Origin of the sequence: Brotonthovivens ammoniilytica (assembly GCF_025566885.1) — a bacterium.
GTDB classification, from domain to species: domain Bacteria; phylum Bacillota; class Clostridia; order Lachnospirales; family Lachnospiraceae; genus Brotonthovivens; species Brotonthovivens ammoniilytica.
Genome location: NZ_JAOQJQ010000005.1, coordinates 71111 through 86747, shown reverse-complemented (window position 1 = coordinate 86747; position 15637 = coordinate 71111). Strand labels below are relative to the sequence as shown.

General features: G+C 43.1%; 15 protein-coding genes and 2 tRNA genes. 12 read left to right on the top strand and 5 right to left on the bottom strand.

Annotated features, from left to right (window positions below):
• The first annotated feature begins 118 nt into the window (after positions 1-118).
• From OCV88_RS12015 to glpK, 3 genes are read left to right on the top strand one after another with little or no spacing between them, the layout of a single operon-like run.
• Positions 119-790, top strand: coding sequence for a peptidoglycan recognition protein family protein (locus OCV88_RS12015; protein WP_158425698.1), 672 nt, complete (start codon positions 119-121; stop codon positions 788-790).
• Positions 787-2265 carry a methyltransferase domain-containing protein gene (locus OCV88_RS12010; RefSeq protein WP_158425697.1) on the top strand — a complete coding sequence of 493 codons (1479 nt, stop codon included), beginning with the start codon at positions 787-789 and terminating at the stop codon, positions 2263-2265. Before OCV88_RS12015 ends, OCV88_RS12010 begins: the two co-directional genes overlap by 4 nt.
• Positions 2266-2284: 19 nt before the next feature.
• Positions 2285-3787 (top strand): glycerol kinase GlpK, encoded by a 1503-nt coding sequence (gene glpK, locus OCV88_RS12005; protein ID WP_158425696.1) that lies wholly within the window; start codon positions 2285-2287, stop codon positions 3785-3787.
• A 32-nt stretch (positions 3788-3819) separates the two neighbouring features.
• Here glpK and OCV88_RS12000 read toward each other — a convergent pair whose 3' ends face one another.
• Entirely contained in the window at positions 3820-4575 is a 756-nt protein-coding gene (locus OCV88_RS12000; RefSeq protein ID WP_158425695.1) for an exodeoxyribonuclease III, read from the bottom strand.
• Positions 4572-5438 carry a deoxyribonuclease IV gene (locus OCV88_RS11995; protein ID WP_158425694.1) on the bottom strand — a complete coding sequence of 289 codons (867 nt, stop codon included), beginning with the start codon at positions 5436-5438 and terminating at the stop codon, positions 4572-4574. Before OCV88_RS11995 ends, OCV88_RS12000 begins: the two co-directional genes overlap by 4 nt.
• Before the next feature lie 292 nt (positions 5439-5730).
• Here OCV88_RS11995 and OCV88_RS11990 point away from each other — a divergent pair, with 292 nt between their 5' ends.
• Positions 5731-6189 (top strand): DUF6465 family protein, encoded by a 459-nt coding sequence (locus OCV88_RS11990; RefSeq protein ID WP_158425693.1) that lies wholly within the window; start codon positions 5731-5733, stop codon positions 6187-6189.
• 166 nt (positions 6190-6355) lie between these two features.
• On the opposite strand, the gene OCV88_RS11985 is transcribed toward OCV88_RS11990, so the two are convergent.
• Together OCV88_RS11985 and OCV88_RS11980 are read right to left on the bottom strand one after the other, a co-directional pair.
• The gene (locus OCV88_RS11985) at positions 6356-7594 is read right to left on the bottom strand and encodes a DNA polymerase Y family protein (RefSeq protein WP_158425692.1); all 1239 of its coding nucleotides are present in this window, start codon (positions 7592-7594) and stop codon (positions 6356-6358) included.
• A 20-nt stretch (positions 7595-7614) separates the two neighbouring features.
• Positions 7615-8091, bottom strand: a complete 477-nt coding sequence (locus OCV88_RS11980) for a metallophosphoesterase family protein (protein WP_158425691.1) — start codon at positions 8089-8091, stop codon at positions 7615-7617.
• A 97-nt stretch (positions 8092-8188) separates the two neighbouring features.
• On the opposite strand from OCV88_RS11980, the gene OCV88_RS11975 reads away from it, so the two are divergent.
• The 3 genes from OCV88_RS11975 to OCV88_RS11965 all read left to right on the top strand — a co-directional run bounded on the left by OCV88_RS11975 (position 8189) and on the right by OCV88_RS11965 (position 10277).
• The gene (locus OCV88_RS11975) at positions 8189-8731 is read left to right on the top strand and encodes an NUDIX hydrolase (RefSeq protein WP_158425690.1); all 543 of its coding nucleotides are present in this window, start codon (positions 8189-8191) and stop codon (positions 8729-8731) included.
• Positions 8732-8741: 10 nt separating this feature from the next.
• Complete coding sequence (gene rbsK / locus OCV88_RS11970) at positions 8742-9683, top strand: ribokinase (RefSeq protein WP_158425689.1); 942 nt, start codon at positions 8742-8744, stop codon at positions 9681-9683.
• 126 nt (positions 9684-9809) lie between these two features.
• Positions 9810-10277, top strand: coding sequence for a COG2426 family protein (locus tag OCV88_RS11965; RefSeq protein WP_262591239.1), 468 nt, complete (start codon positions 9810-9812; stop codon positions 10275-10277).
• 171 nt (positions 10278-10448) lie between these two features.
• On the opposite strand, the gene srtB is transcribed toward OCV88_RS11965, so the two are convergent.
• Positions 10449-11195, bottom strand: a complete 747-nt coding sequence (gene srtB, locus OCV88_RS11960; protein ID WP_158425687.1) for a class B sortase — start codon at positions 11193-11195, stop codon at positions 10449-10451.
• Positions 11196-11354: 159 nt separating this feature from the next.
• Between srtB and OCV88_RS11955 the strand changes: the two genes are divergently transcribed.
• From OCV88_RS11955 to dnaG, 5 genes are all read left to right on the top strand, one after another.
• Positions 11355-11439 (top strand) — tRNA-Leu (locus OCV88_RS11955).
• A 4-nt stretch (positions 11440-11443) separates the two neighbouring features.
• Positions 11444-11528 (top strand) — tRNA-Leu (locus OCV88_RS11950).
• A gap of 341 nt (positions 11529-11869) precedes the next feature.
• Positions 11870-12658 carry a serine/threonine protein kinase gene (locus OCV88_RS11945; RefSeq protein WP_158425686.1) on the top strand — a complete coding sequence of 263 codons (789 nt, stop codon included), beginning with the start codon at positions 11870-11872 and terminating at the stop codon, positions 12656-12658.
• A 117-nt stretch (positions 12659-12775) separates the two neighbouring features.
• Entirely contained in the window at positions 12776-13783 is a 1008-nt protein-coding gene (locus OCV88_RS11940) for a deoxyguanosinetriphosphate triphosphohydrolase (RefSeq protein ID WP_158425685.1), read from the top strand.
• Positions 13784-13840: 57 nt separating this feature from the next.
• Entirely contained in the window at positions 13841-15613 is a 1773-nt protein-coding gene (gene dnaG, locus OCV88_RS11935) for a DNA primase (RefSeq protein WP_158425684.1), read from the top strand.
• The last annotated feature ends 24 nt before the right edge of the window (positions 15614-15637 follow it).

Here is a 15637-nt window from a genome sequence, read left to right as displayed (position 1 = left end):
TGGATTTAAAAAAAACGGATGACAGAGATGCTGAAATGATGGTTTTGTATCGTATGATACAGGCATAGTACTCTGGTATTATAAATAAATTCAAAAGAAAAGAGGTGCCTCATCCGGCATGACAGGTAGTTACAGAAAAAAAGGAAAAAAGAAGGCGGCCGGCCGCTTCCTGGGCTGTGTTGTGCTTCTTGTGTTGATTGTTGTCAGTATTGTAAAGATCAATCAGTTCAGGGAAGGCAGATTAGATGCGCTAGATGCAGTAGAGGAAGCTCCTGATTACGATGTGGAACTGCTGACGGTAAATCCTTACTCAAGACCCGGGATTGCCATGGCAAAAGTAAAAGGGATTGTGATTCATTATACTGCCAATCCGGGAAGTACAGCGATGCAGAACCGGGATTATTTTGAAGGACTGAAAGATTCCAAAATTACAAAAGCAAGTTCACATTTTATCGTTGGAATAGACGGCGAAATTGTTCAATGCATTCCAACGGCTGAGATCGCATATGCGTCTAATGGAAGAAATACAGATACCATTGCAATAGAGTGCTGCCATGAAAAGGAAGACGGAAAATTTAATAAGAAAACATATAACAGTCTGGTGCACCTTACCGCCTGGCTGTGCGGAAAGTTTCAACTGTCTGCAGATGATGTGATTCGGCATTATGATGTGACAGGGAAAAAGTGTCCGCTGTATTTTGTGGAACATGAGGATGCATGGGAGCAGTTTAAACAGGATGTAGAAAACTATACTGAGAAATGGAAAAGTGACGGAAGAAAAAGATCATGAGAAAAGAATATGAAAATATTTTAAACAAAGAAAATATAAGAGAGAATTTAATTACACTAAAGCAGGAATTGAAAACAGAAAACGGAAAAAAGCAGTTTCAGAAACTGACAGATGGATGCTGTGATTTTATCATGAAGCTTCTTGTGGAAGAAGATCCCAAAATACGAAAAAATGCTGCAAGCATCCTGGGGATTGTACATTGTGCGGATGCTGTGGATGTACTTGTGGATGCATATGAAGCAGAAGAGACCATGTTTGTACGGGCTGAATATCTAAGGGCGCTGGGTGAGCTTCCCTGTCAGGAGTATCTAGAGCTTTTTAAAAAGCGTCTGCAGGAACTTTCCCAAAAGAGCTGTGAGATTGAAGAAAAGAAACATATACAAAATGAAATGAGAGAGCTTCAGCAGCTGATCTTATCTGTGGAAGGTGTGAAAAAGCATACGTTTCAGGGCTGGCAGAGGATGAATGAAGTAATTTTAACTACAATACCGGCATTTCGAGACCTTACAGCTGCCCAGGTTACCGGAAGCCAGACGGTGAAAACCGGGGCGGGTCTTCGAACGAAGACCTGTGATCTTAAGCAGATTCTTAAAATCAGAACATTTAAAGAACTGCTTTTTGTTATTCACGGAGAAAAAGAACTGCCCAGAGATGCTGACGAAATTGCTAAATGGCTGTATCAGTCAGATCTTAAGCAGATTCTTAAAGAGAATCACAAAGAAGACGGTCCGTATTATTTCCGCCTTGGTGTTACCGGTCCAATGAGTTTAGAGGAGCGAAGCAGGTTTTCAAAAAAGGCGGCGGCGCAGCTAGAAGAACTGTTTGAAAGACAGCTGATTAATTCGGCCTCTCATTACGAAATAGAGATCCGTCTGATTCAGAATAAAGAGGGGAGCTTTTATCCGTGTGTGAAGCTTTTGACGATACCAGATACCCGGTTTGCATACCGCAGATATCATATTTCAGCGGGGATGCAGCCCTTTGCGGCAGCAGGGATTCTGGCTCTTGCAAAGAATTATCTGACAGAACACGGACAGGTTCTTGATCCGTTCTGTGGTGTGGGAACCATGCTGATAGAGCGGAATTATTTAGAACCGGCAAGAGACAGCTATGGCCTGGATATCTTTGGGGAGGCAGTAGAAAAAGCCCGGGCTAACACCAGAATTGCCGGGATGAACATAAATTATATTAATCGTGATTTTTCGGATTTCAGGCATGAATATTTATTTGATGAAATTATTACAGATATGCCGGTGAAAGGCTCCATGTCTTATGAAAGACTGGAAAAGCTATACGAAATGTTTTTTACGCGGGCATCAGAATTGGTTAAGAAAAATGGCACGATTGTTATGTATTCCGGTGAGATTGGATTTGTAAAAAAACAGATTCGTTTAAGAAATCAGTTCCATCTGGAACGGGAATACTGTATAAGTGAAAAAAATAAAACGTATGTATTTATTATTACCTATCGGTAAAGGAGCAGCCGAAAGACTTATGAAGGATTATATCATGGCCCTGGATCAGGGTACTACCAGTTCTAGATGTATATTATTTGATCGAAAAGGAACAGTTATCAGCAAAGCGCAAAAAGAAGTAAAACAGATTTACCCAAAGCCGGGGTGGGTAGAGCAGGATCCAAAGGAGATCTGGGCTTCGCAGTATGCGGTTCTTAAGGAGGCTCAGGCGGCAAGAGATATTAGTTCCGGGCAGATTTTGGGTATTGGAATTACCAATCAGAGAGAAACGACCATTGTCTGGAACCGTTATACAGGAGAACCGGTTTATAATGCCATTGTATGGCAGTGCAGAAGGACGGCCGGACAGATTGAACAGCTGTGCCGGGACGGGCTGGCTTCTTACGTTACTTCCAGAACAGGACTGATTCCGGATGCTTATTTTAGTGCAGCCAAAATATCCTGGATTCTAGATCATGTACCTGGGGCACGAGAAGAAGCGGAGCAGGGAAATCTGCTGTTTGGAACCGTGGATACTTGGCTGATCTGGAAACTGACAAAGGGCCGCGTTCATGTAACCGATTATACAAATGCATCCAGAACGATGCTTTTTGATATAGAGAAGCTGTGCTGGGATAAGAAACTGCTGAATTATTTCAGGATACCTGAAAGTATGCTGCCACAGGTAAGAAAATCCAGCAGCATTTACGGATATACCGATGCAGATTTAATGGGAGCAGGTATTCCCATTGCCGGCGCAGCGGGAGATCAGCAGGCAGCATTGTTTGGGCAGTGCTGTTTTGAAAAAGGGGAAATAAAAAACACCTATGGCACAGGATGTTTTTTGCTGATGAATACTGGTGCGGACAGAATTGTATCCGGACATGGCCTTTTGACGACCATTGCTGCCTGTGATGGTGATTCTATTCAATATGCTCTAGAAGGGAGTGTATTTGCGGGAGGTTCTGCGGTGCAGTGGTTAAGAGACGGAATGAAACTTTTCCAACAGTCAGAGCAGTCGGAAAGCTTTGCCAGGAGAGTAAAAGATAGCAACGGGGTTTATATTGTTCCGGCATTTTCCGGGATGGGAGCACCTTACTGGAATCCGGATGCCAGAGGAACCATTGTTGGTATCAGCAGAGGAACATTAAAGGAACATCTTATTCGTGCTACATTGGAATCGGTAGCCTATCAGGTGCGGGATGTAATAGAGGCTATGAGAGAAGAGGCAGGAGTAGCATTAGACAGACTGAAAGTAGATGGAGGCGCCAGTGCAAATAACTTTCTGATGCAGTTTCAGGCAGATATTACAGGAAGCCCCGTATACCGGCCGGATTGTATTGAAACCACTGCTTTGGGAGCAGCCTATCTTGCTGGTCTGGCAGTGGGATACTGGAAAAGTAAGAGTGATATTCGGGCTAACTGGCAGCTGAATTGTAAGTTTACACCGAATATGAAATCAGCAGATCGTGATGATCTGCTGAAAGGATGGAGGCGGGCCGTTTCCTGCGCTCTGTTCTGGGCACAGGAAGAAAACAGCTAGAATGCCCCGCGGGATGCCGGGGCAGTAAATAATTACAATTCAATATCCAGTTCTACAGGACAGTGGTCCGAACCGAAGATGTCGGTATGGATTTTGGCATCTTTCAGACTTTCTTTCAGAGATTCTGAAGTGATAAAATAGTCAATCCGCCATCCGGCATTCTTTTCTCTTGCTTTAAAACGGTAAGACCACCAGGAATAGATCTGTTCCTGCTCCGGATAAAAATAGCGGAATGTGTCAATAAAACCGCTGTCCAGTAAAAGGGTCATTTTTTCTCGTTCTTCATCTGTAAAACCGGCATTTTTCCGGTTTGTCTTAGGATTTTTTAAGTCAATTTCTTTATGAGCAACATTTAGATCACCGCAGAGAATAACTGGTTTTTTTTCATTCAGCAGCAAAAGATAGCTGCGGAAGCTGTCTTCCCAGTCCATGCGGTAGTCAAGTCTTGCAAGCTCGTTTTGCGAGTTGGGGGTATAGCAGGTTACAAAATAAAAGGTCTCAAATTCCAGTGTGATCACGCGGCCCTCTTTGTCATGCCTTTCTTCCTGTATGCCATACAGAACCTGAAGCGGTTTCTGACGGCTGAAAACAGCAGTGCCGGAATACCCCTTTTTTTCAGCATAATTCCAATATTGATAATAGCCGGGAAGGTCAAGCTGAATCTGACCCTCCTGGAGTTTAGATTCCTGAATACAGAATATATCGGCATCTGCTTCGTGGAAATATTCAAGAAAGCCTTTATTGACACAGGCGCGCAGCCCGTTTACATTCCAGGAAATAAGTTTCATATGTGCTCCTTTCTCAGCCATGCAATCTCATCTTTATAGGGGGGATAAGATTTTTTTGGATTATCCGGATCCGGAATATAAGGGGTTTCCAATATTTTGGGGACACGTTCAAAATCCGGATGATGTACAATGTAGTTTAATGCTTCAAAGCCAATTTCTCCTTTACCGATGTTTGCGTGCCGGTCCTTATGAGCTCCACATATATTTTTACTGTCATTGATGTGAAACACAGAGATCTGATCTTTTCCGATGAGGCTGTCAAAGTGGTTTATGACCCCGTCAAAATCATGAATAATATCATACCCGGCGTCATGGGTATGACAGGTGTCAAAACATACCCGGAGTTTATCATTGTGTACAACACCGTCATATATTGCGGCCAGTTCTTCAAAGCTTCGGCCGATTTCACTTCCCTTGCCCGCCATAGTTTCCAGTGCAATCATGCACGGAGTATCGGCTGTTAGTACGGCATTTAATCCTTCGATGATTTTTTTTGTTCCCGCCTGGGTTCCGGCTCCTACATGGGCTCCGGGATGCAGGATCAGAATATGACTGCCCATAGCTGTACTGCGTTCCAGCTCAAGGGCCAGGAAATCAACGGCCAGTGTAAAGGTTTCCGGTTTCACGGCGTTTCCAAGATTGATAATATAAGGTGCATGGATAACAAGCTCTTCTATCTGATGTTCCTTCATATAGTTCCAGGCTTCAGGGATATTCAATTGGCTGATATCCTTTCTTCTGGTGTTTTGAGGAGCGCCGGTATATACCATAAATGTATTAGCGCCGTATCCGGCAGCTTCTTTAGCTGAGTTTAGCAGCATGTCCTTGCCGGACATGCCAATATGGGATCCTATTTTTAACATAATGCTCCTTTATTTTTAATGTGGTTTGTCTGCTGCTTTTGGAATGACAATTAAGTGAAGTATATCACAAAGCAGCACCTTAGGTACAGTACAAACAAAAAAACAAAAGAACAGCTTTGTGCAGAATAAAGGGACAGGCACTGAAAATAGTAACTCTTGACATAGTTTCTGAAAGTGACTACAATGGGTTCAGAAATATGGAGAAGATATTTCCGGAAGAAATTATTAATTTAAGACATTATGGATTTTGAAGTTCTGGAATCTATAGTCTTTTGTCAGGAGGGAGAAACAGATGGAAGAGAAAAAAACAAAAACCAGAATGGATGAAATAAAAGAGGACGCGAAGAAAAAAGCGTCTGTAATTAAAAAAGAAACTGTAAAGAGAGCAAAAGCAGCGAAAAAAGAAGTGGAAAAGTTTGCAGAAAATGCATCGGAAGGAACAGCGGAGCTGGCTAAAAGTGCGAAAAAGGGAGCTGTAAAGCTGGCTGAGAGTGCATCGGAAAGTACAGTGGAGCTGGCTAAAACTGCTAAGAAGGCAGCTGTCAGAATGAGGAAACCGGTGACAAAAGTATATCTTCAATATGAAGGAAAAGAAATTTCCCAGGAGGAAGTTTCTCAGAAAGTCCTAGAGCAGTTTCGTTCTATGTATGAAGATATTGCTGCAAAAAAAATGGATTTATATATGAAACCGGAAGAAAATGCCGCTTATTATGTGATAAATGGTGAATATACAGGAAAAATTGATCTTTAGAATCAGGTATCGGTAATCGTAAAAAAATCCGGGCCGTCAGTTGATATTTACTGGCGGTCCGGATTTTTTTGCTCTATAGGAAATACTGTGTTGTGATAAAGCTGAAAAGTACCGATTCCTATAGAGCAAAAAAACGCTCCGCTGATGATCGCACTGCGGCGGAATGTCAGGGAAGGTTCTTTTTTATGGAACTGGCCCGTTTGACAGAATCAGGTCCGTATTTTTGTCGTATTTGATCCAGGGCGGCATCCAGCTTCTGGAATTTACCGGCTGTATCCTTCCCGGAGACGGCAGAAGATGTTTGGCTGCCTGAAAGATTCAAATCAAAAATTGACATCTGCAGCGGCTGGGATGCATCGGTAAGCTTTGAACTGCGAATCCCAAGGAGGCGTACTGGAGATCCGTTCCATAGCTGCCCGGCCAGCTGTCTGGCGGTCCGGTAAATATCCTGACTGCTGTTTGAAGGAGTAAGAAGCTGCATCTGACGGGAGGCTGACTGAAACGTATGGTACTTTATTTCAACGGTCAGTGTCCCGGCCAGCTGGCCGGCTTTGCGAAGTCTCAGGGAAACTTTTTCAGAAAGTCTGCCAAGAACCGTTTCGATTTCTTCCATTGTCCGGGCATCCTCAGACAGCGTTGTTGAATTTCCGATTCCCTTTGCCTGGTGTGTTTCTGGATCAACAAAACTGTTGTCAATACCGTTTGCATACTCCCATATAAGCCGGCCGTGGCTTTTAAACACAGAAGTTAAAAGTTCTAGGTCGGCAGCTGCCAGGCTGCCGATGGTGTGGATGCCCATTGTATGAAGCTTTAAGGCGGAGGTACGGCCCACCATAAAAAGGTGTTCTACAGGCAGAGGCCACATTTTTGTCTGAATTTCGTCCGGAAACAGGGTGTGGGTTTTATCCGGTTTTTCAAAATCGCTGGCCATTTTAGCAAGCACTTTTTTTGAGGAAATACCGATATTTACAGTAAATCCCATCTGGGTACGGATTTCTTTTCTGATTTTTTCGGCAGCTATCTGGGAGGAAGGATAATTATGGGAAATCGGGGCAAAATTTAAATAGCACTCATCAATGGATACTTGTTCAATGTCAGGAGTGATGGAGTATAGATACTCTGTAAGCCGTTTGCTGTATGTCCGGTACATGTTGTGATCCGGCGGTTCTATGATCAGTGTGGGGCATTTGCGTAAAGCTGCTGCAACAGGTTCACCGGTCTGTATTCCAAATTTTTTTGCGGGAATGGACTTTGCCAGAACGACACCGTGTCTGCTTTTTCGGTCTCCGCCAATAATAGAAGGCACGGTTCTAAGATCAACAAGACTTCCCTTTTTTAGTTTTTCAACGGAACTCCAGCTTAAGTAAGCGGAATTAACATCAATGTGAAAGATCAGATCAGACATAAAAGCTCCTTTGTACAGTTTTACAGAGATAGAAACTGAGTTTGCAAAAAAATGCTGTCTTCTTCTATGAAAACCAGGCCGTAAGAGGGCCTGCCGGGGTATCTTGGATCACCGATACTGCCGGGATTTAGTATAGCCAGCTGATTGTGCTGTTCACAAAAGATCCGGTGTGTGTGGCCGAACAGGACAATATCAGCCTGTTTTTCTCTGGCGGCATATTCCAGATTTAAAAGCCCGCATTTTACATGCTGATTATGTCCGTGACAGAGAAGTATCTGTTTTTTATGTACTGTAATCAGCTTTTCGCTAGGTTTTTGGCCAAAATCGCAGTTTCCAGCAACTGCTTCTAAGGGAATGTCTGAAAACAGGCGTTTTAATTCCATGGCATCCTGATAATGGTCCCCCAGATGTATCATAAGATCAGGCTCCTCCAGCCGGACTGCCTGAACCATATTTTGAATATTTCTGTGTGAATCAGATAATATTAACAATTTCATGATAAATACCTCCAAATTGTGGTAAACAGTGATTGGTTTTTTTGACAGAATCAGTTAGAATAACATTAGTTTAATATAAAATTGGCAGGAAGAAAATATGGAATTTTTAGATATTGTAGATAAAAACGGGAATCCTACCGGGGAAATACAGGAGAGGGCTGTAGTTCACAAAATGGGGCTTCGACACCGGACTTCTCATGTGTGGATACTGAGAAGAAAAAATGGGCGTGTGCAGGTTCTGCTTCAGAAAAGAGGACTGCAAAAGGAATCGTTTCCGGGCTGTTATGATATTTCAAGTGCCGGGCATATACCCGCGGGAATGGATTTTTTAACATCTGCCCTGAGGGAACTAGATGAAGAACTGGGAATAAAAGCGCAGCCAAAAGAACTGATTTTTTGCGGGCAGAGAAAATTTTACACAGAGGCACAGTTTCACGGGAAGCCATTTAAAGATTGTCAGGTCAGTAATATTTATGTTCTATGGAAGGATATACAGACAGATGAAATCCGGATACAGAAAGAAGAACTAGAATCGGTTTTGTGGATGGATTATCAGGAATGCTGTGAGAAAGTGAAGCATAATTCTTTTCTTCACAGCATTGTACCAGAAGAACTAGAGTTACTAAAATCACAGATGTAGGGAGGAAAAAATGGGGAAAATACTTGTTATTGGAAGTTTGAATATGGATCAGTCCGTTCATGTAAAAGAAATGCCGTTAGAAGGACAGACGATTTTAGGAGAAAATCTTACCTTTTCCAATGGAGGAAAGGGCGCCAATCAGGCGTGCGCAGCTGGAAAGCTGGGTGGCCAGGTTGTTATGCTTGGAAGCATTGGCCGGGATAATTTTGGCGATATGCAGTACCAGGGGCTCAAAAATGCAGGGGTATCTGTTTCAAATCTTCACATAAGTGAAGACAGAGCTACCGGGACGGCAGTAATTTATATTAATGAGAGAGGAAATAACTGCATTGTTGTGGCGCCCGGGGCCAACGAGGCCTGCAGTGTGGACTACCTAAAGGAACATGACAGGCTGTTTCAAGGGTGTGATTATATTCTGCTTCAGATGGAGATTCCCTACGACGCAGTATTTTATGCAGTCAGACGCGGACAGGAGCTTGGGAAAAAAGTGGTTCTAAACCCTGCACCGGCACCGGATTCCCTTCCTGATGATATATGGAGAGGTCTGTACTTTATAACGCCCAATGAAACAGAACTTATGACGCTGACCGGTATGCCGGTTACAAATATGCAGCAGATTCGTCTGGCGGCAGAAAAGCTGCTGGAAAAAGGTGTGCAGAATGTACTTGTAACTGTCGGGGAAGAGGGGGTTGTGGTTGTAAATCATGAACAGGCTCTGCGGTATCCCACAAGACCATGTCGTCCGGTAGATACAACTGCAGCCGGGGATACTTTTAATGCGGGATTTCTGGTGTCTCTGGCAGAAGGGAAAGAGATTTCGGAAGCCTGCAGGTTTGGAAATATGGCGTCATCTATTGCAGTAACCAGACCAGGAGCTCAAAACTCTATTCCATTCAGGGATGAGGTGTTAGAAGAGCTTAAAAATTTTCATCCTGTTCCGGAGCGGTTATAATTATATATCAGATGGGGGATGACTTAAGAGCGAGACTTAAATTTATATATTTTTATTAATATTTTCTGAACGTACTTTACAAGAATGATGAAAATTGGTAAAAATAAGTACGGAGGAACAAATGAAATGATTATTCGACAGATAGTGTTTACAATTTTAGTATCTATGATACCGGCAGTAGAAGTGAAAGGCGCAATCCCTTTTGGCGTAGCGCTTGGATTAAGACCGGTTGTGTCTTATGTGGCAGCGCTTGTGGGAAGTACGTTCGTTGTGTGTTTTCTTGCATTTGTAACAAACTGGTTTTACCGGTATTGTAAGGAACGAAAGCTTTTTCGCAGATTCATAGGGTGGATGGACCGAATGGCGTCTAATAACCATGAAAAGATCAAGAAATTTGGTCCCCTTGCGATATTTATTTATGTAGCGGTTCCTATTCCCGGAACCGGAACATGGACGGGATCCATTCTGGCAGGGGTTTTGAATATTAAGCCAAAGCTGATTATTCTCAGTGTCCTTGGCGGAAATCTTATTTCGGGACTGATTATGGCACTGGCAAGTAAAGGCGTTTTCACTGTGCTTGATAAATATATATAAATGTGCATTTCCTGCAGTAGATTCATACTGCAGGTTTTTTACTCTATAGGAAATACTGTGTTGTGATAAAGCTGAAACGTACCGATTCCTATAGAGCAAAAAACGCTCCGCTGCAGATCGCACTGCGGCGGCATGTACTGCTCTGTCCGTTGCCGGGTGTCCTGTAACTGATTAATAGTTCACCGTTTCTGCAAGAACTCCGTTGACAATATATCTGTAGTCATAGCCGGATGCGGTACAGGTAGATAATGTTATGATTTTATCAGAACCGTCTACATCCACATCAATGGGATATGCAGAGTTGTTTTTCAGCTTCTGAATGTATGCGGTATAGTCTTCACTTTCACCATGATAGATGGTATAGGTATCTGTATCTGCATCTGCTACATAGCAGGAGAAGATATCATACCGATACGCCGCTTTTGGGGTATAAATCCAAAAATAAGGATTTTCTTTATACGTACTTTCATCCTTAAAATCACCCAGAAGTCCGAACATGGAATCGTTTTTCATATTATGGCCGAAGATAAATGTATTCATATCAGAAAAATCGCTGGCGTTTTGATAATCCATAAAAATACTTCCAGCAGCCAGATTTGTCTTTTCAAAAGTGCGGTGAAGGTAATAGTCATTATCATTTCCCTGCATAATGGGATAGCTGATATCCAGATGTTCAAAACGGATCCAGCCGATACAGTCCGGATTTTGTTTCTGCAGTTTTTCAAAATCTACAGAAAAGCTGTCATCGGTTTCTGAGGTTACATCTGTTTGAATTTGCTTGTATTCGGTATCGCTTTTATGATAATTGCTGAATATTTTATACAGCTGCCAGGCGGAAATACAAAAGATAATAATACATATAACCAGTATAATCGTTAGAACAACATGTCCCGGTTTTTTGTTTTTTTGTTTACTCATTGAATGCGTGAATCCTTTCTGTTATCTAGATGTTTATTATATCATTCCTGCCGGGATTTGAGAACGTAATAGAAATAGAAAAATGTAAAAAAAACTGTTGACATATTTTGGGTGGTTTGGTATTATAGTCAAGTCGGTAAGACACGGCACAAAAAGTTTGCGGAAGTGTCGGAACTGGCAGACGAGCAAGACTAAGGATCTTGTGACTATTGCAGTCGTGTGGGTTCAAGTCCCATCTTCCGCATTGGGCAGGAATGGCGGAATTGGCAGACGCGCACGGTTCAGGTCCGTGTGAACATTGCGTTCATGAGGGTTCAAGTCCCTTTTCCTGCACTGCATAGACGGTCGGAGTTGTTGAGAAATCAGCGGTTCCGGCCGTTTTTTATTTTTAGATATGAAAAAAGGGGCAGAAAAAGAGGCAAGTTAGATAATCTGTACTTTTGACAGCTGCCCATTATCTATTTCTTTTCGTTTTTTCGTGACATGTAAAGGCAATTCTTTTGCATTCTTACTGCTTTGCGGGAAAATCTGCAGACACCTGGCTGCATTCCACAGAGCAGATCATTTACTTCACTCCTTTTGGAACATTTATCCTGTATTTTTTAGGCGGCTTGTTTTTCAACCGCTTCCGTTTGTTAAAGTATGATATATATAATAGAAAAGAGGTCAGACTGATGCTGTTTGAAGATAAATACGAGATTATACGAAAGATTGGTTCCGGAAGTACCTCTGATGTTTTTCTTGTGAGAGACCGGAAGCTGAAAAAGAGATGGGCGGCTAAAATAATCGGCATATATTCCGGCGGCGGGACAGACTGCCGGGTGAAGCAGGATGCAGCCCGTGAGATACAGATACTGACACAGCTTGATACGCCGGGAGCTGTTAAAATTATAGATGTTTTTGAAGATTCCAGGAGAATCTGCATCCTTACAGATTACATTCATGGAATATCTCTTCTGGCATATATTCATAAATATGGACCTGTTTTTGAGCAGACTGCGGCAAAGTGGCTGCTGCAGCTGTGTGGGACGCTGGATTACCTGCACAATATGATGCCTCCGGTTATTTTCTGTGATCTGAAACCGGAAAATATTATGCTGAAGGATGATGGAAAACTGACCCTTATAGATTTTGGCGCGGCATATCAGCAGCATTCTGATGTGTCCCCAGGGATATGGAAGGGAACTATAGGGTATGCTGCGCCGGAATTGTGTCATGGGACAGCAGTGCCGGATATCCGGGCGGATATTTACGGACTGGGGGTGCTGGGGTATTTTCTGATTTCGGGACTGGAACCAAAACAGGTGGAAAAACTTAAGGATTATTCGGGACACAGAATTGTCTCTAGAAAACTGGACAGGATTTTGTCAGGCTGTTTGTCTGAAAACCCGGGCAAAAGGTACAAAAATTGTGAGCATATGGCCGTTAGATTAAGGCAATTTTTACGAAAAGCAGATTTTTAATACTATTTTTAAGAAAAAATAAAGGAAATCCAGCGTCGGCACAGAATATATAAAATAGGAGTTCCGTTTTTAATTAAAACAATACCAGAGATATGTTGGATAAGGATGGTGGCAGCCATGATTGTACGTGAACAGATGGAATTGCTGGAGCGAACTTATTTAAGTCCTTTTGCCACGTTGAGTGAAAATTCAAAAGGGCGGGACAGTAAAGAAGAGGAATGCGATATCCGGCCTGTGTTTCAGCGGGACAGAGACAGAATCCTTCACTGTAAATCCTTTCGAAGACTGAAGCATAAAACCCAGGTATTTTTATCTCCCAAGGGAGATCATTACAGGACGCGGCTGACACATACGCTGGAAGTATCCCAGAATGCCAGGACGATAGCTAAAGCGCTGCGTCTGAATGAGGATTTGGTGGAGGCCATCGCGCTGGGCCATGATCTGGGGCATACTCCTTTCGGGCATGCGGGGGAGGCTGTATTAAATGAAGTGTGTGCCGGCGGGTTTAAACATAATGAGCAGAGTGTAAGGATTGTAGAAAAGCTGGAGCGGGAAGGAAAGGGCTTAAATCTGACCTGGGAAGTCCGCGACGGCATTTTGAATCATCAGACAAGCTGTATGCCCTCTACCCTGGAGGGAAAAATTGTCAGGCTGTCGGATAAAATTGCATATATTCATCATGACATTGATGATGCCATTCGTGCTCATGTTATGACAGAAGAAGAGATTCCGGCAGAGTACAGAGAGGTTCTTGGGATGTCTAGCAGAGTTCGTCTAGATACCCTTGTGCACGATATAATTATACAGAGCCAGGGGAAGAATGAGATCTGCATGTCAAAAGATGTAGAAGCTGCTATGCAGGGACTTCGAAAATTTATGTTTTATCATGTCTATACAAATCCTAAAGCAAAAGGGGAGGAAGCAAAGGCAAAAGAAATGCTGGAACGATTGTTTTCCTACTATATGGAACATCCGGAGCTGATGCCGGAGCAGTATCTGAAAATGCTTGACCAGGGTGAATGTAAAGACCGGGTAGTGGGAGACTATATAGCGGGCATGACGGATCAGTATGCAATAGGAAAGTTTCAGGAATATTTTATGCCGAAATCATGGCAGGTGTATTAAGAGAGCGCCTGTATGCTGCGGATATTCCCGGCAGGATAAAAACAGAAAGGAGCAGCCATGGCTTATTATTCGGATGAATTAATAGAAGAAATACGTTCACGGAATGATATTGTAGATGTAATATCAGGATATGTCCGGCTCCAGAAAAAAGGAAGCACCTATTTTGGTCTTTGTCCGTTCCATAATGAAAAAACCCCTTCGTTTTCGGTGTCCCCCGGTAAACAGATGTACTATTGCTTTGGATGCGGGGCCGGTGGAAATGTGATTACTTTTATTATGCAGTATGAAAATTATACGTTTCACGAAGCGCTTGAACTGCTGGCTCAAAGAGCAGGGATTGAGCTTCCTAAAAAGGAAATGACTGCAAAGCAGCGTCAGGAAGCAGATAAAAGGGCCAGGATTTTAGAAATCAATAAAACAGCCGCTAAATACTTCTATATGCTTCTGCAAAGCCAGCAGGGAAGGGCGGCCAGAGAATATTTTCAAAAAAGAGAGCTTTCAGAAGAAACCATCCGTCATTTTGGACTTGGTTATTCCAGTAAATACAGCAATGATTTATATCAGTATCTAAAACGGCAGGGTTACGAGGATTCGGTTTTAAAAGACTGCGGACTGGTTACTATTGATGAGAAGCGGGGAGGATATGATAAATTCTGGAACCGGGCAATGTTCCCTATTATGGACGCCAACAACCGTGTGATTGGATTCGGCGGCCGTGTGACGGGCCAAGGAGAGCCCAAATATCTGAACTCCCCGGAAACGGCAGTTTTTGACAAAAGCCGGAATTTGTACGGCCTTAATTTTGCCCGAACGTCCAAGAAGCCACAGATTCTTTTGTGCGAAGGTTATATGGATGTAATTGCGCTGCATCAGGCAGGATTTGATAATGCAGTGGCGTCTCTGGGGACTGCATTTACTTCCGGCCATGCCAGCCTCTTAAAGCGTTATACAAAAGAAGTGTACTTAACCTTTGACAGCGACGGGGCGGGAGTGAAGGCGGCCTTAAGAGCACTGCCCATCTTAAAGGAAGCGGGATTAACTGCAAAGGTTATCAATATGACGCCCTATAAAGATCCGGATGAGTTTATAAAGGCTTTAGGGGCCAACGGGTATCAGGAGCGGATTGATCAGGCGGAAAACAGCTTTCTGTTTGAAATACGTATGCTGGAGCGGGATTACGATATGAGTGACCCGGAGGACAAGACAGCGTTTTTTGGGCAGGTAGCTCAAAAGATTCTGAATTTTTCAGAGGAGCTGGAGCGGGAAAATTACATAGAGGCAGTTGCCCAAAGATATCAGGTTGGATTTGAACAGCTCCGCAATATGGTGAAGCATCTTGGGACAAGAGGATATACTGCAGCAAAACAGAAGCCGAAAAAAAGCGGAATACAAAAAGAGAAAAAGCCCGATGGCATGAAACAGTCCCAGAGACTGCTTTTGACCTGGCTGATTGAAGATACATCGCTGTTTCCGGTGATTGAGCAGTATATCAGTCCTCATGACTTTACGGAGCCTTTGTATTATGAGGCAGCCCGGATTCTGTATGAGCAGTATCATCAGGGAGACATTAATCCGGCCGGTATTATCAGCCGGTTTACGGATGAGGAACAGCAAAAAGAAGCAGCCGCGCTTTTTAACGCCAGAATATATCCGGTGGAAAGCAAGGCAGAGAGAGAAAAAGCACTGACAGAGACAATTGTCCGAATCAAAAAAAACAGTCTGGAATACCGGGCAGCACATCTAGACCCCACAGATATTGCGGGACTGCAGCAGGTGATTGATGACCAGAAAAAGCTGGATGCAATAAAGCATCTGCATATTTTAAGCTGAATAGGACAAAATAAAAACAATTCA